Raw genomic sequence first — 21,247 nt, 5'->3', positions numbered from 1 at the left:
AGGGCCCCGATCGGGGCCCTCGCCATATCCGCCGCTCACCAACGCCAGTGGCCTGCTTTTACTCCGCCACGATGGCCTGGAATCCGACCGCCGTTGACAATCAGGATCGGCCGCTTCTCGGCGCGGACGGAGAAGGAGCCCGCGAACGATCCCTCGCCAATCGTCACCGTCCCCATCGCGAGCGTGGAGGGGGCGACAACGAGTTCTCCGACGATGCTCTCGACCTTTACCGGCTCGGCCGGGATGGGCTCGAACATCTGCGCTGGAGCCGGACGTGGGGCTTCGACGGTCTTGGCGGTTTCGTTCTGCGCGACGCGCCAGACGCCGTAGGCGACTGTCGAGAATCCGGCTGAAACGGCCAGGATGATTGCGAGGCGCTTGTAACGAGTATTGCGGTTTTCATCCATGGTCGGCCTCAGTGGATCTTGCCGGTGAGGCCAGACGCGTCGAACTGGAACGGACGCGGGGCTTCCTTGACGGGTGCAGCGGGCTTAGCCGCAGCGACGGCCTTCGACTTCGTGACGACGGGCGCAGCCTCGCCTTTGCGAATGATCTTCCGCGCTGGTGCGGGCTTTGCCGCCGTCGGCTTTGCAGGTCTGACGTCATGGACGGCGGCCGGCGCTGTCGTGGCGACACCATCGTTGCGAGCGACGTTCGTCGACGGCGAAACGCGGTTGTCGGGCTGGTTGCGCAGCTTCAAGCAGACCATATGCCGGCCATTTCGAAGAACGATATCGCCGATCGCTTCGATGATCATGATCGACCCGTTTGGACCGGTCGTGCGTGAGCCGATCGGGCTCTCAGATCCATCGGTGATGAGCGACGCCACCGGCCACTGGTTCATCGACGAGGCGTTGGGGCCGAAGTCGAGGTAGGTGAAGTTCTTGTCGTGCCAGGCTCGAATTGGCGCGATGGCCTGGTCGGCCTTGTCGGGCACGAGGATGTCGATGTTCGTGTCCATGTCCTTCCCGGAGACCGGGGAGGTATTGGCCCACTCGCGGCTGCCGGCCTTGAATTCCTCGACGCGCGAGGTAACGGCCGGCTTGTAGAGATCGCGGTAGTCGTCATACGGCGCGGAGGCCGGCGCGGTGGAATGGAGCGTTCCGCCGTAGTTCGAGCCGAGGCCCTCGACGATCATCTCGACCGTCGTGTCGGGGAGCTTGTCGTTGTTGAAGGCCGTCGACCGTAGGTAGATGTTGTAGACGTTTCCGGACTGGCCATAAACGACCATATTTCCGTCGACGCCGGAGAACACGCTGCGGACGATAATCGACCGCTGATCGGGCCCAATTCGGGATTCGAACGTCTTGCTGTCGCTGAGCTCTCGGCTGAGGATCGTTTCGGAGATCGGCCACCTGATGACGGTCAGCATGCCCTCACGGATGTTGATGGTGGTCACGGTATCCGGCCGCCAGGTCACCCGAAGAAATCCGGGCATGCTCTGGCGGGGGCCCATGTTCTCACGCGGGTTCGCCCAGGCCTTTTGCTCAAGACCGAGTGGCTTCAGCTCTGCGGGCGAGCGGCCGCGGTCGCGCGCGCCAGGAGTTCCTGCGGCCGAGCGGGGCTGAACGTTTGGCACCGGCGCCGACAGTGGTTCGGCGGCGGGCGATTGCGGCGCTGGCGGCGCCGCCTGTGCCACTGCAGGCGCGGCCGTCGCATTGGCCGGATAGTTGGGGTAGTTCGCATTCTGGGCCTGCGCAGAGCAGACCATCATGCTGCAGGCCGCAAGCGCGGCTACTGATCGCTGGAAGAGCATGGTTTGACTCTTGGGCTTGATTGCTGGCGGACCGATCAGTTCTGCGTGTTTCGACGCGGAACGACGGTGTAGGAGACCACCTTGAAGCCAAGCGGGTTCTGAAAGCGGCTGTTGTAGGTGACGTCCTGCGGACGGTTCTGCGCGCGCAGTTCGACCGAGAAGGAATTCTGGCGCTCCTGCGTGTCTGCAAGGCCCGAGCCGATCGTCCTGTCGTGCGTCGTGAAATCGACGCGAAAATAGCCGTCCTGCACTTTCGCGACAGAGTCGATGATGGTCGAGCGCGTGAACTTGCCCGCCTTCGCCGCCTCGTAGACCGGCTTAATTTCCGACAGGAACCCGTCGTAGATTTCCTGGGTCGACATGTTCTCGATCTTGCCGCCCCAGCGCGCGATGTTGATGCTGTCGTCGCGGCTGATCGTGTTGCGCAGCTTCACATATTCCCGAACATTTGCCTCGGTCAGGATATCGAGGCTTCGGAGATTGCCCGTCGGCGGCTGGATCCGCACAACCTGCTCGTCCTTGTCGGAAAAGGTCACGAAGAACGGCACGACACGGTAGAGCGGGAACATCTGCATGATGACGTTCGCCTGAACGATGCAGAGGATCAGCAGGGATCCGATGATGACGTGCTCAACGCGAAAATTCTTGTGAAACCGCAGATGCGAGCTTTTGAGGTCGTCGACCTTCGTCGGATACGTGCCGAGCTGGTCACCGCTCGGATTCTCATCCAGCACGGGCGCGGTCTTTTTCCGGCCAAATGACATACCCATGATTATGCCGGCTCCTGTGCCAGGTTGGGCAGGAGAATGCAGGCACATGGCGAGCGCTTGAGCGCATTCGGACCTGGGCCAATGCCGATGGGGTATTGGGTGTAGGAGCTCGACGCGCAGCCGCTGAGGAGCGCTGCCGCGCCCAAAACCAAAAGAAATTTTCTCACTACCGAAACTCTCTAAGGGATTTAATTCGAAAAAAGATATCTGGCGAAAAATGCTGATAGCGATTTTATGGGCTTTATTTGCGATCATATTTAGCTGGAATTTCGAAAACAAGAAAGCCCGAAATCTCTCCGGGCTTTCCGTCTCGTCGTGTGGCCTGCGCGGGGGAGCGAGGCGTTCTAGCGCTGCTGGCCGATATAGGGCGGCGCGATCATGACCGTCGGTTGGAACGCGGTCTGCGGGCGCACCGGATAGGGAGTGCCCGGGTTCTGGACCGGCTGGCAGTAGACCGCCTCAGCCGGGTTGCTGCAGTCGATCGCGGGGCTGGTGACGGACAAGGCCGGCGAGGGCTGCGGCATCGGGGCGACATAGCCTGAGATCGTCACCGGGCTGTTCCAGTCGGCGATGCCAAGACCCCAGCACGGGCCGTTGCCGCACTCGCTGGTGTTGGGGGTGGCGCCGTCGGTCGCCGTGTTGGTCCAGCGCTGGAAGCCGGTGTCCTCGCGCATGGCGATGGCGACGTTGCGCAGGCTAGCGTCGCGCTGCGCATACATCGGCTCGGCCATGACGGCTTCGTTGACCTGCGTGCGCGCCTGACCTGCGGCGCCGATCAACTGGTCGATCTCGCTGCGAACGTTGTCGTAGCGGGTGATGTCGACCGGTGCGCGCCCCTGCAGTTCCGGCGTTTGCAGGACCAGGGTCACCTCGGGATCATTGATGGTGGCGATCATGGTGTCGATGGCGCGGTAGAGGTTGTTGATCACGCCCTGTGCGCCGCCGGCGCGCGCGTTGGGATTGGCATTGCGATCATAGACCTCGCACTGGCCCTGATCGGCAGGATCGGCGGCGAGTGTCGTTCCGCAGGCGAAATCGTAATACCACAGCGAGCGCTTCTGCAGGTTGATCCAGTATTTCATGGCCTGCTCCATCCCGGCATTCGGGTTGTCCCGGAACAGCTCTTCTCGCGCGGCCTTGGTCGCGGCCTCGTCGGTGGTGGTGGTGCGGTTGACGTCGGGCCCGTAGACCTCGGCCTTGGCCTGGTCGTTGTAGACGTCGAACACGGGCTCCTGCGGCAGCGACAGCCATTTGGCGAGCAATTCGCCGCACATCAGCTTCTCGGGGTTGAGATAGATCCCGATGACGCTCTTGGCGGCGTTCACCGCCGGCGGCACTTTGAATTTCGCGACCTTCTTGGTCGAGCCGCCATCGCCACCTTCGCTGAGCGTCTCGTCCTCGCAGATCGTCGTGCCATAGGCGCTGGGGTTGAGAAGCGCCGTCGAGACGATCGCGTCCTGGCCCATCTGGGCGGCCGGCTGCTGGGCAAAACTATCGGCCCACTGATAGGGGTTCAGCCCGCTCATGCCGTCCTCGCCGACAGACTGCACGGCCATGCGGTTGAAGGCCTCATTGGCGTCGGCGTAAAACAGCGCAAGCCCCGAGGAGACGATCGCGCGCTGCTGGCTCGCCATGTTCCGGGAGAGCTCGTAATGGGCGATGGTCTCCTGGTTGAGGGCGACCGTTGCCATCATGCCGACGTAAGACGTCGCCGCATTGTGGATCTGGTTGGCGCGCTCGACGAGGTTGTCGTAACGCTGGAAGGCCTGATCGGAGCTCGCGCGCATCGCGTGGGTGGCGTCCTTAGCCCCGATGCCGGAGCTTTGCGTCTTCGCCAGACCTTGCTCGGCCGAGCCATAGGGCGAGGCCGGCGCAGACGCCGTACCCCAGCTCGACTTGGCCGCGGTGGTGTCGGGGCCAAGCGTCCCGATCGCCTCGTAGGACTCCGTCGTGTTGAGGGTGACGCCGAGATTGGTGGCGTTCTGCAGGGCCTGCAGCATGCCAAGCCTGGCCTGGTTCATCGAGGCGAAGTCGCTGCGGACGTTCTCGGCCTCGTTGCCGGAGGTCAAGCCTGAGCTTCTGCCCTTCTCGATCACCTCGGCGATCTTCTTGATTTCCTCAGGCGTCTTTTCGAGCTTGGAGCGGGCCTCGAGTGCGGTGGCCAAGCCATCGACATAGCCCTGGCTGATGACCGAGCCGCGGCGCTTGGCATCGTCATGGCTCCCGGTGACGCTGTCGCTGGGCTGCATGAACAGCTTCGCGATCTGGCCGGCGGTCTGGCTGATGTTCAGCGGGTTCGAGGTGAGCCCCGAGGGGATGTTGGCGGACGGCGTGAAAGCGGAGATGCCGCCCTTGACCGTGCCCATGACCTGGTTGATCAGCCCGTTGATGGCGCTGATCGTCTTGCCCCACTCGTCGAGCTGCTCTTTCCAGGAAAGCGCTTGCTGAAACATCGAGGCGAGCTTGAGGTCCTCAAGGACAGATTTGAGGGTATTCTGGGCGAAGGCCTGCGGGTCCAGGATCGGACAAGGTTTCGGGCAGCATATTTGCAACCACGTGACAGGTTCAGCGCATGGCACTACTGCTTTTGCCGGCGCCGCTGACCATAGCGACAGCGCGAGCGCAAAGCCAATAAGCCGCAGCAGGGTGGCTATTCTCGAACGCATTTTCAGTACCCGCGGCTTGTGTCAGTTGCCGTTATTGGAGAACGTGTGCGCATCCCCGGCGATGAAGCCCGACGCGCGCTGCTGGTTGAGCGCGGCCATCTGCGCGTTGAGCTGCTGGAGCTGCTCGAGCACCTTCATCATGATTGCGTTGTTGACGGAAACGTCCCCGCGCAGGTCTTTTGCGTTTTTGGCGCTCTCGGCGAGGGACTTGATGTCCTCGGGGGCTTTTTCGAGATAGGTCTTGCCCTGGATGGCAACCGCCATCCCATCGACGGCCGACTGCCGCGCGACAATGCCGCGGATCTTGTTGGTGTTCTCGACACTCTGCTGCGTCATGCCTCCGGTGAGGTAGAGGCCGGACTTGAGTGCCTCACTCGCCATGCCGACCGTGCCACCGGATTTGAACGCCGTTGCGACGTTCTGGTACTGCTGTGCGAAGCCGGTCGCCGTGGTGACGGCCTGGGAGAGGGTGTCGAGGCCGGGAATGGACGGGGCGATGCCCGAGAGGCCGACACTGGCCGAGCAGCCCTGAAGGCCGCCCATGATGCTCTGGACGCCGCTCAGGCCCTTGCCGAGCCCGCCGCTGGAAATTCCCTTCACAGCGCTGATGCATTTGGTGATGCTGCTGACGTCGAGGCCGAGCATTCCGAGGATGCCGGTGATGTTGCCCGACCCGACCATCCCGATCACCTTGTTGATCTGGTTGACGGTATTGAAGATCGTGTTGAGCTGGCCGAGCTGCTGATTGACCGTCCCGATGATCTCCTTGAGCTTCGCGAGGCTCGAAAGGTCGATCGTCGGCGTCTGCGCATAGACCGGCTGCTGGATGGGGTTCCAGTTGTGAGCGACCGGTGCGCCCAGAAGGCTCACGGCTACAGCGCATGAAACCACGAACCGAGAAATTACGCGCATTTATTCTCTCCGAAATTCGAGGCGCTTGGAAATTAAATTAAAATGGCGACGGGCGTTGTCGCCGTCGCCATTTTCTCTAGTGCTAAATTCGGCTTAAATCAACAAACTGCCGATATAAGCCGCTCGGTCAACGCGGTGCGTCGAGATAGTGATAGAGGAAATTGTCGCCGTGCTTGTCCTTCATCGCCTGAAGCAGGCGGATGTCGGTGTTCCCGGACTGGAAGGCGTTGAAGTAGCGTCCCAGCGAGGACATGTTGAAGTCGAGCACGACGGATTCCCCGGTGGCGTATTTCTTCAGGAGCACGGCGTAGGGATTTCCCGAGAACTCGCGGTCGGCGATGAACGCGAATTCCGCCGGGTTGAGATCCCACTCGCTGTAGTCGTCCGGGCTGGCCATGGGATTGCGCAGGAAAATGCCGGTCTGGCACTGGCCGCGGATCAGTTCGGACATGCCGGCCTGCTTGATGGCTTCGGGCCGCTGGAAGGCCAGGATATAGGCCTGCCGTGCCTTTCGACCCTCCTGGAGGCCCACCTTGACGAAATTCATCGCGAATTCCCGGTTAGCCAGCATGGGCTCGGTCTCGTCGATGAAGATCAGCGCGGGGTCGCCGGTTTCCTTCGAGAGCATGCGCAGACGGTGCGTCAGGTAGTCGAGCACCGGGGTCGCGATCGAGGCGTCCTCGCGCAGGATCGTGGTCATGTCGAGCGCGATCATGCGGTTGTTGCGCAGGTCGAGCGTGTCTTCGGCGGCGTTGAAATAAGCCCCGTACTGGCCGTCTTCGGTCCAGCGTCGCAGGTTGGCGCGGACGCCGCCCTCGGCCGAGAAGGAGGATTGCTGGATGTCGCGCAGCCGGCGTTTGTCGCGCGGCATGTTCATGTCGTAGACGACCTTGACCGCGCGCGCGATCTCTTCCTCGGCCTTGGCCGTGTTCAGGCCCGAAAGCGTCTTGAGGAAGCGGAACAGGAAGGCGCGGTTCTCAGGCGAGTCGTCGAGATGCAGCGGGTTCATGGTCGCCGCCGTGTTGCCGTCGAAGGTGACGTATTTGCCGCCGACGCATTCGGTGAAGACCTTGAGGCCGTAATGGCGGTCGAAGAAGAAGGTCCGCAGGTTCGGGATTCGCATCGCCTGGGCTGCGAGGAAGGAGACGAAGGTGGTCTTGCCCTTGCCGGTCGGGCCGATCATCACGGCATGGCCCGGGGCCTGCCGTTCCTCGGTGGCGTGGAGCTGGAAGGCGTAGGCGCCGCCCAGGTTCGTCTTGAAGTAGGTCAGCGGCTCGTTGAGCCAATCCGACTTCTTCATGCCGTCGTTCTGACGCTGAAAATAGAGATTGCTGGCGACATTGGGCGAGAGCAGGCGGTACATCCGCGGCCAGAACTTGTCGAACTGGAACATCGAGAACCAGACGGCCTGGGCGGTGTTGCGCTCGCGCACGGGGGTGCCGCCGGTGCGGGCCAGGATGGCGTTCACCTGGCTCTCGATCGCGCTGCATTCCTTCGGGGTCGCGCCGTAGACCACGACGTGCATGGAGTAGTTCAGCAGCGCTGCCTTGTTGCCCGACTGGCCCTCGAGCATTTTCGTGACCTCGAGGTATTCCTCGCCGGCCGTGATCGAGAGGTTCATGAAGGGCGAGGACTTGGCCTCGCGGCCCAGCGTCAGCAATTCCCGGGCGGTGTTGCGCGGGTGGATCGAGTGATAGACGACGATCTCGGCATCGAGCGCGAGAATGTCGCGCATCACCGATTCCGAGGTCTTCTCGCCGCAGTCGCGGATGTTGACGATGATGGCGTGCTTGGTCTCTGACGCGCCCTTGAAGGTGATGATCCCCTTCTTCTCTTCGCGGAAGGAGACCTGGTCGGCGGTCAGGAGGTGGCTGACGCTGTCACGCCAGCCGGCGCTGTGGGGCTTGGGCTTGGTCACTGGCGAGATGATTGCCGCGAGCGCTGCCAGCGGCCCCTCGTGGTTTTGAGCCCCAGGCGCACCATCTTGCGCCTCGCGCATCAGGCTGGGCTGGTAGTCGGACAGCGCGTCGATGATGAAGCGGGTGGCGTCGTCCATCAGTTCGACCGCTTCCTCGTCGGAAGAGGCCTTGATGAAGACGAGCATGTAGTGGCGCAGGCGGTAGCTCGCCTGGAAATTGTCGTTCCACTTGTCGGAGATCTCGCGCAGGAGCTTGTTGGTGTGGCGCGCTTCTTGCCGGATCGGCGAGCGTTCCTTGACCTGGAAGACATTGATCTGGTCGATCTGCGGCTTTTTCTGCAACTCGTCACACAAATGCTTTCTCGCACCCCACAGGTCGTCATGATCTTCATCGCGACAGAGAGTGAGTTCGGCACCGCGAATGTTGATCACGGCCGCGTAGCGCTTGTCCTTCATGGCGATGACAGCGCCATCGACCATGCGATCGAACAGCAGAAAATCCCCGAGCCGGTCCTGGGTCGGGGGCGGTAGCAGCCGATCCATTGCGGCCGGGATCAGGAAGCTGGCAGCGCCGGCGGCTGCGCCGCAGCTGAGGAGGAGGGCGGTCGTGCGGAGAAGCACGTTGCCGTTTGAAAGGAGCTGAAGGGTTTCGTTTTCCATTGCCAGATCGATCAGGGCTGAAATGTATGGGTCTTCGAGCGACGCCCGAAGTTATTGGGGCGCCGGCGCGACTTGTGCCCGGTCTGAATGAGGGTGGTGACGTGCGGCTCGCGCGCGCCGTAGAGCATCAGTGCGATATGCCCACCGATGCCCGAAGCGACGAAGAACGGCGGGAAGAAAAATTCGAACGTGGCCGCCGCCATGAGCAGGAAGATCGACACGAAGAAATTCAGGAAAGCCGGCATCGCCGGCGCACCGAAAAATTTTTGCGGCAGCGCCACAGGTCGATAAATTCGAAAAGAAATGTCGCGCATGAAAAAATCCAGTTTATTCCGGATATATAGCCGGATCGGCACCCGCGTCCTAGCATTTGTTTGACCACGCGCGGTATCGGAAGCGCGTATTTCGCTCGCATCCGGGCATGAAAAAGGCCCCGCAAGGAATGTCCTTGCGGGGCCTTTTTGAGGGGCTGCGCTTACTGGAGGGTGTCGTTGCCCTGAAGTGTAGTCAGGCCACCGCCGACGGTGCCGCCCTCCTCGGGATGTGTCGCATAGTAGATGATGCCGCCCGCCGCCGCCAAGATGATGAGTCCACCGCCCATCGAGAAAGTCCAGCGCCAGTCGAACTTGCCGAAAAACGCCATTGCGGCCATGCCGATGATGCCGAAACCTGCGATGATGAACATGATTACTCGCAGATTAGTGAATGTGGTCGTCCCTTTATTCGAAAGGGTTTGGAACACCCCGCCATTTCCACTTGCCTGAGCAAGGGCGGCGTCGGGCATGATGAACGCGGCGAGCGCGATCGCGCCGAGGGCGAGGAAGAGGAAATGCTTGATGCGCATGGAATGGTTGCTCCGAAAATTCGAATAAATTGGCCTATGAACAGGATTGGCCTTTAAAGCCATTTTATCAGTGGGATTTAGTTGCCGCAATCCCATGACAGATATCACCGGGAAAATCATGATTAAAAATCACGGGGCGTCAAAAAACGGCCCGACGTCGCTCCTGAACATCAGGGCGGGATCGTTGATGCTTCCGATGTTCAGCGGCTCTGTGATGTTCGTGACGACGTTCTCGAACCAGGCCTCTGCGGCGTTCTGGTCCCGCTGAAGGATGAGGAAGATGTTCGCGGCGAATTTAATGGCGTTCGATTCCCGCGGCGCGCCGTTATCGTTGAGCTGCGACGTGAGGACGATGGGAATGCCGGCGTCGCCGGCTGTGTCCGCGATGAGCTGCACCTGGCGGCCGAGCTCTTCGTTCCGGCTGTCTGCGCGCAAGCCCTTGGCTGATGTCGCGATGAGCTGCCAGTAGTCGATGAATGCGGCCCGGATGCCCTTCTTGCGCACCCCCGACAGGATCTCGTGCCGGATTTCCTCGACGGTGATCGATCGGGAGTGGATGTATTCCGCGTAGGACGGCTCATTGAGCCGCTGTTCGAAAGCGTCGACGTGCTTGCCTAGCTGGGTGATGTTGATCCCCATGTCGCGAGCAGCCTTGAGCTCCTCGATGTAGGTTTCGCTGCGCTCAAGCGTAAACACCTGATGCGGCACCCTCTGGCGGTCGAGATTGCCGCTGATTGTCGCGACGAGGGTGGTCTTACCGGTCTTGGCGAATGCCCCGACGCCAATGAGCCAGCCACCTCGCATGCCACCCCCAAGACGCTCGTCCAGCGCGGGTAGACCAGTCGGGATCGCTTCGCTTGTCGCCATCCGGAGCTTCTGAAGGGCCGCGTGACGGGCGCTTGTCGCGGACTTCGACCTGTAGCCGCCATAGTCTGCGCTGAGGGCGGTCAGGAGCTCGCTAATGGCGCGGCGCCACTGCCCGTCGCCTCGCAGCGTTCCCAGCTGCCGGGTCAGCTCCGTCTCGAGTGCAGCAGCGCGCCGGGTATCGACCAGCGTCGTGACCGCCTTGGCGAGACGGTCGCGGTCGACATGTCCATATTTCGCGATCTCGCTCACGTCGGCTGCAGTTGCGAAGATGCAGGAACCGATGACGGACTGGGTGTCGATCACCGTTCCGGAGTGAGCGATGCTCTGGATCGCGAGCCAGACGTCCTTGCAGGCGTGGTCTTCCACGTCCTCTGGTTTCAGGGATTCCGCGACATTGTAGAGGGTGGGGTCGCGCAGGATTGAGCCGAGCACCTGGCGCTCGAGGGCGAGTGTATCTGCTGCCATATCAATCTTCGATTATGACGCCGGGATCCTGCTCTGCGCCGGGGACCTGCTGATCCGGCTTCGGATCGACGAATTGCAGGTGGCCATTTCGCAGCCTGTAGATCAGGCGCCTGTTTCCATTTGCGTAGCGAGCGATGCCGCCGTCGGTTGAGGACGGGGCCTCCCAGCCGACGAGCTCAGTTTTGGCCGCCTCAGGATTGGCGACGCGGACGAAGCGCCTTGTGCGCTTCGGGCGCATGCCGGCGACTACCAGCCCATTGCTCGCGACAGCGTTGACGTTGGCTTTGACGACGGCCAGCAGGTAATTGGCGGGCTCGAGCGGAGGGGGCACCTTTTCCTTCGAGGCGCTGATGGCCTTCGAGAGATGGGACTCGCCGTAGGTGCGAACGATGAATTTGGCGAGTTTGGAAGCCTCCGCCGGCTGAATGCCCAGATCGATCATATCCAAGACGCGAGGGTCGGTTGGATATCGAGGCTCTTTCTTTTTCGCCGGGTCGAGCCTGAGCTCGGTGCGGAGAAACAGCAGGTCGAATTCGTCGATATCGCAGTCAGGCGGGAGAGTGATCTTCCCGGCCGAGAATGAAAATGCCGACGAGAGCATGGGCCGGATTTTGTCCCACGCGCGAGGGGTGACCTGCGCTGCCTTCGGCGCCTGGTGCTCAAGCACGGTCTCTTTGACTGCAAGGTATGCAGCCAATCGAACAGCCGGCGTGATCGCCGCTGAATCCAAAGACGCTATTCGAACAAGAAATGAGAGGCGCATTGCCGATCGAAAAAAATCAAAGAGAAAATCGGGCGGAATAAAATTTATACTGGTGTTTTAGCCCGGTCGCCCAACTAGAGCAACCACCAGATCGCCACCGCGGCCGTTTGCAGTCGCCTTGCTGCCCGGCAGGGGCTTGAACGTTGCCGTCAAGGTCTCAATTTATTTGGAATTACCGGGGTTTCCCGATACATTCCGATATCAAATCAACCACCATCACTTAAGCAGAATGCCTGTGACAGAAGATCGAGGTCTTTTCCCAAATCGCGTTCGAGCGGTGCGGATGTCGAAGAATATGGAAATGGCCGCCTTGGCCCGGATGGCCGGCATCAGCTCGTCTTACCTCGGTATGATCGAGCGTGGGTCGCGCGTCGCCAACAGCGATGTTCTGACCAATATCGCGGCGCATCTCGGTGTGACCACCAACGACCTCCTTGGGGCGGATCTCGCAACGACCGCGACCAATTTGTGGAAGCAACTTATCGACCACAAGAGCGCTTCCCAAGGAGGCTTCGCGCGGAAGCTGAAGGCGCTGCGTGGGGCTCGTCGGCTCTCTGTCCGCGCTTTGTGCGAAGGCGCCGACGGCGCGCAATCGGGCTTGAAGGCCTGGCTCGTGCGGGAATTCGAGATCGGCGCCCGCATTCCCTCCGACGAGGAGATGATGCAGCTGGCTGGCGCATTTGGTTTTGCCGCGGCGGCCGATCTTCAGGCCGCTCTCGACTCTGTCGGTAACGAGGACCTCATTCGCTCTGACGACAGGAATGCGCGTCGGCTTGCCTATGATCGGGCGAGCGAGGACTGGCCTGAGATGGTTTTGAGGGCGACGTCCAAAGGCTTCACCAGCGACCAGATTGTGATTGAGGGTCGCAGCCTTGGATGGAATTTCGTGTCCGCCAGCGCGAAGATCCTCGCTGATCGGTCTGTGAAGATCGAGGAAGGCGACCTGGTGCTTGTTCTGAACCGGACTGTGGTGACCGGGATCGGACGCATCAAGGATGGCGTCGCCCGAGATGAGGGCGGCGCGGAGCTGCGTGGGACACCGTGGCGGGTTGTCTCGATGCTCTTCCCGTAAGACCGGGCCGCCGTGAGGCGGCCCAGTGCCTATCGTTCTGGACCCTCGTTGCGGTCTGGGCCTTTCTTGCGCCCCTTCTTGTCCGACGGCTTTTTCGGGAAAGTCGGCACAGACGGCACAGGTTGCTCTGGACGGCCGAGCGGTAGGGTCATCTGTTCGGACTTCGAAGCCTTCTGGTCTGTGGCCGGTGGAGCGATCGAGGTCTCGGTCTTCGTCTTTTCGACCTGCAGCGGCTGCGTTTTCTTTCCCTCGATGATCATGCCGCTGATGATTTTCGGCGGCAGGACGGGCTTCTGGGTCAGCGTGACGGTTCCGCGCGGCTCAGGCTTGGCCGCCGGCGCTGGCGTTGCCGGCCGTTCTGGGGCGCGCACGACAGGCTTCTCGATCTTCGGCACTGCAGGCTGAGGAGCTTCGCGCGGTACCGACGGCTTGGCGGCTACCGGCGCAGTTGGTGCGGCGACCGGCTTTGCTGTGACGACTGGCTTTGGAACCTCAGCGCGAGGCGCAGCACTAAGAGCGGCCGCGGGCGAGGGGGTATTCGCGCGAGCCGGAGGGTTTGCGGCCACGGGAGGCGTAGAGGCCGTGGGAGGCCTTGTTGCCTGCGGCTGGGTGGCGGGTGCGCTGACCGCTGGTTTGACGGCCGTGGCGGCAGGCGTCGGCTGCGGCGTCACCGGCTCTAGTTTAGGACCAGAGGGCTTCCAGGTGCTGGCGCGCGACTTCGTATTCTGGGGGCGGTCGGGTCGGTACGAGAAAGGCTCGTAGCGGAACCGGGTTCCCTTCGGGTTCTTCTCGTCCAGATAAGCGGGGCGGCTGCCAGGCCCGCGAGCGGGGGCCGCGGGAGCAGCAGTTGGCGCAACCTCCGGTGCGGGGGCTGGTGCCGGCACTGATGGCTGTTCGCGGACGGGAGCGGCGGTCGGGGTGTCGACCGTTACCGACGCTGTAGGCGGCAGGGGCGAAGCTTCATTGACGGCGGCCTTCAGAGCCTCTGAGAGATTTCGCTCGGCGAGTGCGCCGACGGACTCCTGAAAGCGCTGCATGGTCTCCTCCCGCTGGCGAGCGAGCTCTTCAGGCGAGGGGTCGAACCGGTCGAGGTCGACATAACCAGGCCGGCGCCGGTCCTGGGGATGTTGCGCCGGATCTCTCTCGAAGTGTTCGAGGCGCTGGGACATGATCGCGAGCCGCTGACGCACCTGATGCATCTCATCGCGGTTGCGGCGGTCGAGCCGCTGCGCCTCGGGGATGACGGTCTTCAGAAACAGGCGCGCTTCTTCCGCCTCCGATGGTAGCGCTTTGGCCGGTCCCTTGAGCGGCAGCGGGTTTTTGCGCGGCCGCCCCCTCGGCTTTTTGCCGGTGTCGCCGAAGGCTGCGTGGAAAACGAGCTTGGCACGCGACGCGACACGATCAACCACGACGCGGGTGATGTCCTGGCAAAGCTCCGCCATCCCCAGAAGGACGGCGTATTTGTCGGCGATTTTGGCGATGCGCTGGACTTCGCGCGAAGCGAGCGCCTTGTTCGGGTTCATGCGGGTGATCAGGCGCTCGACGCGTTCCGCGTTCTTGGCGATGTTGCGCCGGCGGAGCGCGGTCATCCGGAAATTCTCGGCAATGACCTTTTCGAGGACGACATCCCACTGGCGTCGAGCAAGCGCGATACCGTCGGGCGTGAGCTCGCCTTTGCGCTCCTTGTTGAACGTCTTCGAGGGGATGTGCTTCAGCGGCTCGAGCGCGATCCCCATCTCCTTATAGGTGCGGGCGTCGTAGCGCTTCTTGAGGCCAGCATCCTCCATGGCGGCGTTGGAAACCGCTTCCCAATACTGGCGAAGAGTCTTTACCCATCCCTTTGCTGAGGCGTCGCGATCCTTCGATTGAAGGTGGGGGCGCACTTCCCGAACATGTCGATTGGGAAAGCGCTTTTGCTCAGCAACCTCGAAATCCCACACGAGTTTTGTGGGATTCGACGGGTCTGCCATCCTTGCGGCGGGGCGGTCGTAATAGACGATGTGCACGTGATAATTGCGTCGGTCATTGTTTTCGTCTGGCGCATGGATCACGGCCCAGAAGGGCAGGCCCTTCTCGGTGAGCTTGTTGGTGAAGTCGCGCACGATCGTGACGCGTTCGTGCGGGTCGAGCTCGTGAGGCAGTTCAGCGATGATGCGGTTCTGGATCCGACCGCCGCGGCCAGGCTCGATCTCGATCGGGAAGTCCTGATCGATCCCGTAGGCCCATTTGTAGATCGCGAAGGCCTTCGGTGTCGGCACCTGGTCGAGCGTAATGACCTCGGGTGCGCCGGCAGTGGCGTGCCGTTCCAGCTCCTTCTTGAGCGGGTCGGGGGCCGCCTTCAGGTTCGCTAGAACGCGGTTCCAGAGTGCCTGATCGTAGTCGATGCGAAGCTGAACCTTGTCACCCCGGGGATCGGCTTCGAGCTTTTCGACTTCGCGCCAGAAGTGGTGTCGCTCCTCGATCGTCGCCCCGATGGTCCCGAAGGACGCGGTGCGCAGGGCATCGATCTCAACGTCTTTCAGATTGCGAAGCTGGATCTTCTCGGCGGCACCGGCGCGCTCGAGATAGTCCTGCTGCTCCTGGGCGGAGAGCTGGGCGACATGCTCTTCGATGGCATCGAAATTGTCGAGGAAGATATCGGTGCCGTCATAGCGTTTGCGGAGCCCGAGTGCTTCGGCCGCGCCTTCTCGTTCGATATATTCGAGGTGGTCTCCTGCCTTCGAATTGAAGTGCGATCGACCGCCATTGAATTCCCGGATCAAATTCTGGATCGGGGACGTCTTGGACATATAGCTATGCGAGAAATGGAACGAGATCGCCCCGTCCTTTGAGACCGGGCGGCTGCTCGCACGGGTGCGATCTCCGAAGCGGACGCTCGGATTGTCGTACGCGAACACCATATTGGGGTGAGCCGACTGGGTGCTTGCCCGGAAATCGCCAGCGGTGATCTGCACGGCGGTTCGCTTGCCAGTCGATCCCGGCGTCGCCGCGAACGCGCCGTTGCGGCCTGGGTCCATACTCTTGAGCGATCCGGCCGATCCGAATTCGGTCGACGTTCGCAACGACCGCGAAAGCTGGTCGAGCGCGCTCACGGTGAAGTGCGGCGGTGATCTTGGATCGCTCATAATTGGGATTAAAATATCTGCTGAGAAAATTATCCCCTATTTTAGCAGCCAGAGCTTCCGTATTCCACGATGAAAGCGGAATAAAAAAAGCCGGCCGCGAACGGCCGGCTTCATCATGGTCTGTCGAGCGTCGGTCAGGCGACGGCTTCGGCGAGATCCTTGGCGACCTTGAACTTCACGACGGTCTTGGCCGGCACCTGGATCGTGGCGCCGGTCGACGGATTACGAGCCTCACGCGCATCACGCTTGGCGGCGGCGAGCTTGCCGATGCCGCCGAGGGTCAGGTCGTCGCCGGCCTTCAGGGTCTTGGAGACGACGGTGGCGAGCGAAGTCAGGATGGCGGTGACGTCAGCTTTGGTCTTGCCGGTCTCGTCCGCGATGGCGGCGATGAGTTCGTTCTTGGTCATAGGTTGTCCTGTGATCTCACGGGAGGAAGGGGATAGGCCAGGCTTCCTCCAGAGGGAGGTGAAGTCTCGTTCGGTTGACCGAAGAGACGGCGGATCCCGACTTGCACGTGACAGAGCATGAGGGAATCACCGCGGGACGTTTACCGAGGGACGGCGGCGATATCTAGACGCAATTTCGAAATGCCAGCCGCGCGGCACGCTGCAGTCCGGCACCTTCAATTTGGAAAGGGATATAGCCCGCCAGATAGCGACCTTTGCTTTCGTCTAGAGCGATGCTGAGGTTTGAAGATTTGCTCCCCGTGATCGCCGTGGCTGCGGATTTCACCTCGATCGTCAGCGTGGCGCGCTGGTTTTGTACCGACAATTTCGTCGTGCCGACGGGAATTTCGACACTCTGCACTTGCACGATTTCGGAGTGCGAGAACGCGTTGCTGAAATCGGTGACTGCGAGATGGGTAGGCCAGTCGAGACGCAGCTTTGGGGCGCGGTCTTTCCCGCAAAAGAGCGTAGCGGTCTTCGACTTGTCCTGAGTCTGAGAGACGGCCACGAGCCCGTTCCCCCAGGGTTCGATCTTCCAGGCCTCGAAGGCCTCAGGCCGATAGGCGACCTTCATGTCCTTCACCTCATCGGCCGTGAGCCAATGCATTTGAGTAGGAGCCACGTTTGAAGCGACGGACACAAATCGCGGATCGACCCCCATCCGATGAACGTAATCGATGAGCATGGCGCTCACCATCTGCTGCCTCGAGAGATCGAGAGCATCAAAGACCTTCGCTGAAGGGTCCTTCAGAGCGATGTCCTGATAGAACTGGTGCACACCGACGTCTCCCCCGGCTGTGTCGCGAATTACTCCTCCCAGGAAGGCAAATGCGCATGCCGAGGCGCATTTGCCCGGGACGGTCGTTTTTGATGCGGACGAGTTTGGATCTGAAATGGTCCGCCCGACTGAGGTGGAGAGCTTTCGTTCTCGGATCAGGTGCCCGAGCATTATCCCAGAGGTCAGTGACCCGCCTGGTGAATTGAGTTCGATGCGCAAGCCGGGGTATCCGCCATCCATGCTTTTCAGGGCGGCGAGAAGGTTCGGAACGCTCGTTTGGTCGATGGTGCCTTCACCCGCTATCCATTCACAACCATTGCAATTGCCACCTGTCCCACTGACCTCAAATTTCATTGCGGACGCTGCCGTCGGAGTGATGAGCGCGAGCAGGACGAGAAGCACGTACATTTTGTCTCACCGATCTAAATCGACAGCAGTGGAGTATCGATGCCGAATGTCGCCAAATGAACGCCGGCGATCAATGGGGTTGGAACGGCTGGTGATCTGAAGCAGTGTGATTTTGAGCTGCGCCGGTCAGGGTAGCCGGTTCGATTATTCCAACCAGGTTTCGTCGATCTACGCCATTGGAGCCGCCATGAGCTTTCCACCTTCCCATCGACGGATACGAACGATGAGCCCGCTGCTATCGGCTGTGATGCTCTTCATCGTTTGCGTGCCCGCTTCGGCGCGCGACTGGGCTTTTGGGACGGAGGCGGTCGTCAATGTGACGGTGGGCTCGGATATAGACCCGATTTCTGCGTCGCTGCCATTGGCACTTGATCAGAGCGCGAAGCTTCAAAAGTCGCACCCCAAGGCGACGCAGTGGATCGTGAACGTCGATTGGCCATCTGCGCGGACAGGCGTCCAGTTCATTCTGCGCGGCAATTCAGCATCCTTCGACGGGCAGACGCCAAACGGTTGGATCGGAAAGTTTTCGTTCAACGGCGGTTCGGAGAAGGGGGTAATCGAGGCCGGTAAGTGGTGCCAGCGGGGAGCCGCGAGGGTCTATCCCGCCATCTGCCAAGGCGTCGACAGAGCTGTGGAGAGCCGCAATGTGCGGCACCTGATCAAGAATTAGAAATTCCGATCAAACGCTTGAAATTGGCGATAATTTTTCTCGCCTCGATTGATTTAATCCCGCGTAAGAAACCACCCGTCACCGCATTGAAGCGGCGCGGCCTCTGGTCAAGATCGCCCTCATGGCGCTTTTGAAGCATACTCCAGATACGTGTACTTTGTCGGCATTACGCGGTCAGACGGGCATGCGTATAAGAGCGGGAAACGTGGCTATGCTGTCGTCCACTACTCGTATTTTCGCCAGAATTTGCATAGCTTCTCGAATCAGTCACTAGGGATGCTGCAGTGATTGCATCACACCCCATTTGCTGGGTGACATTGTTGTAAGGAGATTTCGATGAGCGAAGCCGACGATGCCGTGATTGGCCTGGTGGCGGATATTGTGTCCGCATATGTGGCGAACAACAGCGTGCCTGTTTCAGAGCTTCCAGGTCTGATTGCCAGCACCCATGCGGCGATCGCTGGTCTTGGCGCGGCCCCGGTTTCGGTACCTGAAGAGAAGGCGATTCCGGCAGTTTCGATCAAGAAGTCGATCACCCCGGATTTCCTGATCTGTCTTGAGGACGGAAAGAAGTTCAAGTCCCTCAAGCGCCATCTTCGTACCTCCTATGACATGTCGCCGGAGCAGTACCGGACGAAATGGGGTCTGCCGTCCGACTACCCGATGGTGGCGCCGGCCTATGCCGAGGCACGTTCCAATCTCGCAAAGAAGATGGGACTCGGCCAGCAGCGCAAGAAGACAACTGGAAGGGGCCGCAAGGCCGCCTGATCCAATAGCGGCCCCTGCCTTGCGCGGGGGCCGCATCTCGCCTCTCAGGCATCCACAGCCCGTTATCAACAGGCTGTGGAAACGGTGGAGAACCGAGGCCTGTATCCCCGCGCGACCTTTCGCCGGTGCAGCGCTTCAAGCTCGGTTTGAGCGCTCGCGACAGAAGCGAATAGATCGAGGCGGCGGCGGCCCGCTAGACCGATCCGCCCCCACTCCCTCACAAGAGCTGCTCCGCCGAAAAGCGTCGGTTCGATCGACATGGCGTAGAAGCGGGCCATGTTGCGGCGCGGATCGACGCGCTCGAGGCAGTGGGGCAGGGGCATTTTCATGCCCGGCACGATTCACTCGGGACACGATGACGTCCAACGACTGTTTTGAATCAGTCGATCGAGTTCGATTCAGGACGCTGATGAGAGCGCTGTGATTTGAGGGCGTAGCGTGGCGTCACCATTCGCTCTCCGGTAGGCCGACCTTGGCTTTGCCTGGTTCGATGCCCGTCATGGCAGCGACGCGGCGTGATACTCGCCACCAGAGCTTGGCGGATTGAAGATCGGCTTGGCCCTTCGCCAGCTGTGCGATTTGCCTTGCGGTGTAGTAGCCATCGCCGCCATTGCGAGCGACAAGCGCCTGGGCCTCCTGCTCGACGAGCTGGTTGTAAGCACGGCGGCGAGAGAGCCAGCGGAGGATCGGCATGTGCAATCTTTATAGCCTGACCAAGGGACAGCAAGCGATCCTCGAACTCTCCCGGGCCATGCGCGACACCACTGGCAATATGCCACCAATGCCGGGGATCTTCCCAGACTATGCCGCCCCCATCGTCCGAACGGCTCAGGACGGCGTGCGGGAGCTCGCCATGGTGCGTTGGGGGATGCCGTCGTCGAAGAAGGCGCTTCTGGATGCAGCGAAGATGCGCGCCGAACGTCTGCGGGGCAGGGGGAAAGAATACGACTTCGACGAGCTCCTACGGATGGAGCCCGATAGCGGCACAACCAACGTCCGCAACACCGCGAGCGCACACTGGAAGCCATGGTTGGAGCCGGCCAATCGGTGTCTTGTACCGCTGACGGCGTTCAGCGAGTTCAACCGCGAAGCCGGCGGCGACATCTGGTTCGCATTGTCGGCCGAGCGGCCGCTGGCGTTCTTCGCTGGGATCTGGTGCCCGCAGTGGACAAGCGTCCGAAAAGTCAGGACGGGTCTGGAAACCATCGACTTGTTCGCCTTCCTGACCACGACGCCAAACGCGGAAGTCGGGGCCATTCACCCGAAAGCCATGCCGGTGATCCTGACGACTGAGGCCGAACGGGAGACATGGATGCGGGCGCCGTGGTCGGAGGCCTCAGTACTTCAGCGACCGCTTCCCGACGCCGCGCTTGAGATCGTTGCGCGTGGGAAAAAGCGCGACGAAGGGCCAGAGCTCGAGGGAGCGTGAGCTAATCGAGAGGCATACCGCGTCGTTGCTGGAACGGAGATGAGCGGCTGACGTTGAGTCGCCGTTGGTGTGTTGCGTTCGGGTGGTATCGGTTGTGGCAAGGCGTGCGGCCCCGCGACGGGTCTTGAAGGTGATCCCTCCAGCGGAAGCGCTTCATAGCGCGCCTCTGGGTCCGCCGCCGGGCCATTCACAAAGCGACCTTTTTGCTGATCCGATGCCGGCGCGGGTGGAACCATGCCTTGCGCTGTTGGCGTCGAAGCCGCCCAGCGGGCCGGATTGGAGCTTCGAGGTCAAATGGGACGGCTATCGGCTGGCCGTTCATCGCAGTGCCGATGGCGTGCGTATCCTCACTCGAGGCGGCCACGATTGGACGCGCCGCTTTCCTGCGATCGCCGCGGCAGCAGAGGCACTCGACGCGCACAGCTTCATCCTCGACGGGGAAGGCGTTGTGCTGGACGGAGAGGGCAGGTCGGATTTCAACAAGCTTCAGCAGGATCTTGGCGGACGTGGTGGCAAGGCGTTCTCGGGTAACGCGCTCCTGTACGCATTCGACCTACTTTATCTCGACGGCCATGATTTGAGGCGGATGTCCCTGGAGGAGCGGCGCCATATCCTTCAGGGGCTTCTCAACGGCGACGCGGGTCGTATCAGGTTGAGCGAGGAGGTGGACGCCGATGGGGGAGATTTCCTCGGGTTGGCCTGCAAGATGGGTCTTGAGGGGATTATTGCGAAGAAGCGTTCGGCCGGTTATCGGCCCGGCCGCGGGGGCGACTGGCTCAAGATCAAATGCGTTCAGTCCGACAGCTTCGCGATCATCGGTTACGAGCCTTTGTCCAGCGACATTCGGAACTGACCCCTTTGCGTCATGAAGAACTGACCCCCATGCCGATTGCCTTTAGGCGGTTGCGGATTGCGGCGTCGCAGCGGCCT

Annotated in this window: 19 protein-coding genes and 1 pseudogene; 5 read left to right on the top strand and 15 right to left on the bottom strand. The window is 61.3% G+C overall.

Annotated features, from left to right (window positions below; genetic code table 11):
- Nucleotides 1-35: 35 nt before the first annotated feature.
- The 10 genes from ACFPN9_RS21590 to ACFPN9_RS21545 form a co-directional block, all read right to left on the bottom strand.
- The gene (locus ACFPN9_RS21590) at nt 36-407 is read right to left on the bottom strand and encodes a hypothetical protein (RefSeq protein ID WP_377817579.1); all 372 of its coding nucleotides are present in this window, start codon (nt 405-407) and stop codon (nt 36-38) included.
- A gap of 8 nt (nt 408-415) precedes the next feature.
- The gene (locus tag ACFPN9_RS21585; RefSeq protein WP_082747068.1) at nt 416-1,756 is read right to left on the bottom strand and encodes a TrbG/VirB9 family P-type conjugative transfer protein; all 1,341 of its coding nucleotides are present in this window, start codon (nt 1,754-1,756) and stop codon (nt 416-418) included.
- 35 nt (nt 1,757-1,791) lie between these two features.
- Complete coding sequence (locus ACFPN9_RS21580) at nt 1,792-2,805, bottom strand: VirB8/TrbF family protein (protein ID WP_377817578.1); 1,014 nt, start codon at nt 2,803-2,805, stop codon at nt 1,792-1,794.
- A gap of 65 nt (nt 2,806-2,870) precedes the next feature.
- Nucleotides 2,871-4,979, bottom strand: coding sequence for a hypothetical protein (locus ACFPN9_RS21575; protein ID WP_377817577.1), 2,109 nt, complete (start codon nt 4,977-4,979; stop codon nt 2,871-2,873).
- Between the two features lie 234 nt (nt 4,980-5,213).
- Nucleotides 5,214-6,062: a hypothetical protein gene (locus ACFPN9_RS21570; protein ID WP_068203561.1), complete on the bottom strand. Its 849-nt coding sequence runs from the start codon at nt 6,060-6,062 to the stop codon at nt 5,214-5,216.
- Nucleotides 6,063-6,231: 169 nt separating this feature from the next.
- The gene (locus ACFPN9_RS21565) at nt 6,232-8,682 is read right to left on the bottom strand and encodes a VirB4 family type IV secretion system protein (RefSeq protein WP_377817576.1); all 2,451 of its coding nucleotides are present in this window, start codon (nt 8,680-8,682) and stop codon (nt 6,232-6,234) included.
- Nucleotides 8,683-8,693: 11 nt separating this feature from the next.
- Entirely contained in the window at nt 8,694-8,996 is a 303-nt protein-coding gene (locus tag ACFPN9_RS21560; RefSeq protein WP_156450291.1) for a VirB3 family type IV secretion system protein, read from the bottom strand.
- A 161-nt stretch (nt 8,997-9,157) separates the two neighbouring features.
- A complete protein-coding gene (locus tag ACFPN9_RS21555) occupies nt 9,158-9,526 on the bottom strand; it encodes a TrbC/VirB2 family protein (RefSeq protein ID WP_068203555.1) in 369 nt (122 codons plus the stop codon).
- Nucleotides 9,527-9,655: 129 nt separating this feature from the next.
- Nucleotides 9,656-10,858 (bottom strand): DnaB-like helicase C-terminal domain-containing protein, encoded by a 1,203-nt coding sequence (locus tag ACFPN9_RS21550; protein WP_377817575.1) that lies wholly within the window; start codon nt 10,856-10,858, stop codon nt 9,656-9,658.
- 1 nt (nt 10,859) lies between these two features.
- A complete protein-coding gene (locus ACFPN9_RS21545) occupies nt 10,860-11,588 on the bottom strand; it encodes a hypothetical protein (RefSeq protein WP_156460945.1) in 729 nt (242 codons plus the stop codon).
- Between the two features lie 262 nt (nt 11,589-11,850).
- Between ACFPN9_RS21545 and ACFPN9_RS21540 the strand changes: the two genes are divergently transcribed.
- Nucleotides 11,851-12,693, top strand: coding sequence for a helix-turn-helix domain-containing protein (locus ACFPN9_RS21540; RefSeq protein ID WP_377817594.1), 843 nt, complete (start codon nt 11,851-11,853; stop codon nt 12,691-12,693).
- A 29-nt stretch (nt 12,694-12,722) separates the two neighbouring features.
- Here the strand turns inward: ACFPN9_RS21540 and ACFPN9_RS21535 are convergent, their stop codons facing one another.
- From ACFPN9_RS21535 to ACFPN9_RS21525, 3 genes are all read right to left on the bottom strand, one after another.
- Nucleotides 12,723-15,785: a MobA/MobL family protein gene (locus ACFPN9_RS21535; RefSeq protein ID WP_377817574.1), complete on the bottom strand. Its 3,063-nt coding sequence runs from the start codon at nt 15,783-15,785 to the stop codon at nt 12,723-12,725.
- A 167-nt stretch (nt 15,786-15,952) separates the two neighbouring features.
- On the bottom strand, nt 15,953-16,225 hold the full coding sequence (locus ACFPN9_RS21530; RefSeq protein ID WP_068308200.1) for an HU family DNA-binding protein: 273 nt from the start codon (nt 16,223-16,225) through the stop codon (nt 15,953-15,955).
- A gap of 163 nt (nt 16,226-16,388) precedes the next feature.
- A complete protein-coding gene (locus tag ACFPN9_RS21525; protein WP_156451750.1) occupies nt 16,389-17,450 on the bottom strand; it encodes a COG3904 family protein in 1,062 nt (353 codons plus the stop codon).
- Nucleotides 17,451-17,673: 223 nt separating this feature from the next.
- Between ACFPN9_RS21525 and ACFPN9_RS21520 the strand changes: the two genes are divergently transcribed.
- Together ACFPN9_RS21520 and ACFPN9_RS21515 are read left to right on the top strand one after the other, a co-directional pair.
- Nucleotides 17,674-18,120, top strand: a complete 447-nt coding sequence (locus tag ACFPN9_RS21520) for a hypothetical protein (RefSeq protein ID WP_377817573.1) — start codon at nt 17,674-17,676, stop codon at nt 18,118-18,120.
- Between the two features lie 336 nt (nt 18,121-18,456).
- Complete coding sequence (locus ACFPN9_RS21515) at nt 18,457-18,888, top strand: Ros/MucR family transcriptional regulator (protein ID WP_377817572.1); 432 nt, start codon at nt 18,457-18,459, stop codon at nt 18,886-18,888.
- Nucleotides 18,889-18,953: 65 nt separating this feature from the next.
- Here ACFPN9_RS21515 and ACFPN9_RS21510 read toward each other — a convergent pair whose 3' ends face one another.
- The gene (locus ACFPN9_RS21510) at nt 18,954-19,217 is read right to left on the bottom strand and encodes a WGR domain-containing protein (protein WP_082750813.1); all 264 of its coding nucleotides are present in this window, start codon (nt 19,215-19,217) and stop codon (nt 18,954-18,956) included.
- 115 nt (nt 19,218-19,332) lie between these two features.
- The gene (locus ACFPN9_RS21505; RefSeq protein ID WP_377817571.1) at nt 19,333-19,581 is read right to left on the bottom strand and encodes a hypothetical protein; all 249 of its coding nucleotides are present in this window, start codon (nt 19,579-19,581) and stop codon (nt 19,333-19,335) included.
- Here ACFPN9_RS21505 and ACFPN9_RS21500 point away from each other — a divergent pair.
- On the top strand, nt 19,580-20,317 hold the full coding sequence (locus ACFPN9_RS21500) for an SOS response-associated peptidase (protein WP_377817570.1): 738 nt from the start codon (nt 19,580-19,582) through the stop codon (nt 20,315-20,317). The genes ACFPN9_RS21505 and ACFPN9_RS21500 overlap by 2 nt on opposite strands.
- A gap of 166 nt (nt 20,318-20,483) precedes the next feature.
- Nucleotides 20,484-21,143 (top strand): annotated as a pseudogene (locus tag ACFPN9_RS21495) (ATP-dependent DNA ligase); the annotation flags it as partial.
- Nucleotides 21,144-21,247: the final 104 nt, after the last annotated feature.

This window comes from Allobosea massiliensis (genome assembly GCF_042655245.1).
GTDB classification, from domain to species: domain Bacteria; phylum Pseudomonadota; class Alphaproteobacteria; order Rhizobiales; family Beijerinckiaceae; genus Allobosea; species Allobosea massiliensis.
Note: the sequence above shows the minus strand (reverse complement) of the source record. Positions and strands in the feature narration are given on the sequence as shown.